The sequence below is a fragment of the Streptomyces anulatus genome, from assembly GCF_000721175.1.
GTDB lineage: Bacteria > Actinomycetota > Actinomycetes > Streptomycetales > Streptomycetaceae > Streptomyces > Streptomyces anulatus_C.
Window position 1 is genome coordinate 1 of record NZ_JOEZ01000099.1, and the last position, 1,302, is coordinate 1,302.

At 67.1% G+C, this 1,302-nt stretch carries 1 protein-coding gene; it reads left to right on the forward strand.

Translation table 11 applies throughout. The features are described 5' to 3' along the window. Positions 1-67 precede the first annotated feature (67 nt). A protein-coding gene (locus IG90_RS0138650) for an IS3 family transposase (protein WP_106973047.1) occupies positions 68-1,272 on the forward strand; the annotation gives its coding sequence in 2 pieces (ribosomal slippage) (positions 68-359 and positions 359-1,272; 1,206 coding nt in all). Positions 1,273-1,302 lie beyond the last annotated feature (30 nt).

Consider the following 1,302-nt stretch of genomic DNA (forward strand, 5'->3'; position numbering starts at 1 on the left):
GGGGCCTTGACCCCTGATGTTGGACACACGAGACACTGGATCCTGAGGATCTGAGGACGGACATCTCGTGGTCATGAAGAACTACCCGCCTGAGTTCAAGGCGGACGCGGTCGCGCTCTACGAGTCGCGGCCCGATGTGACGATCAGGTCGGTCGCCGCCGATCTGGGGATCAATCCGGAGACGTTGCGGAACTGGGTGAGGGCGGCCGGAGCAAGCCGTCCACGGGGACGCCGGACGCAGGAACCGGTCCAGCCGCCGACTCCGTTGGAGGCGGAGAACGCGGCTCTGCGGAAGAAGGTCCGCGAGCTTGAGGAGGAACGCGAGATCCTGCGGAAGGCCGCCAAGTATTTCGCCGGGGAGACTCGCTGGTGAACCGCTTCCAGTGTGTCGCCGACCTCCAGCGCCGATACGGCGTGAAGCGGCTCTGCAGCATCCTCGGCGTCGCCCGCTCGAGCTTCTACTACTGGCGCCGGACAGCCGCGGACCGGGCCGCCCGACAGGCAGCCGACGCACAACTGGCCGCCCGGATAAGGGCGGTGCACCAGGAATCGGACGGCACCTATGGGGCTCCGAGAATCACCGCAGAGCTCCGCGAAACGGGCGGTGAGGCGGTCAATCACAAGCGGGTCGCGAGGATCATGCGGGCGTCCGGGATCGAAGGGGTCCGGTTGCGTCGCCGGCATCGCACCACCGTCCCCGATCCGGCCGGGGCCAAGGCGCCGGACCTGATCGGCCGCGACTTCACAGCGGGCGAGCCGAACACGAAGTACGTCGGCGACATCACCTACCTGCCCATCGAGGGCGGGAAGTTCTGCTACCTGGCGACCGTCATCGACCTCGCCTCGCGCCGTCTGGCCGGCTGGGCGCTCGCCGATCACATGCGCGCAGATCTCGTCACGGATGCCCTGGCCGCGGCGGTCCGCACTCGCGGCAGCCTCGCCGGATCGGTCATGCACACCGACCACGGAGCCCAGTACACGAGCAGGGCATTCGCCGAAGCATGCAGGTCAGCAGGTGTCAGACGAAGCATGAGCGCGGTCGGGTCCAGCGCGGACAACGCACTCGCCGAGTCCTTCAACGCGACCTTCAAACGCGAAACCCTGCAAGGACGAAAGAGCTGGCCGACCGAGCGCGAGGCCCGACTCGACGCGTTCCGATGGCTCCACCGCTACAACACCCGCCGCCGACACTCCCGCCTCGGACAACGATCACCGATCGCCTTCGAGAAGGGCTTCCACCTCACACCAACTACGCTGGCACCAGCCGCATAACCCGTGTTCAGGATTCGGGGTCAAGGCCCA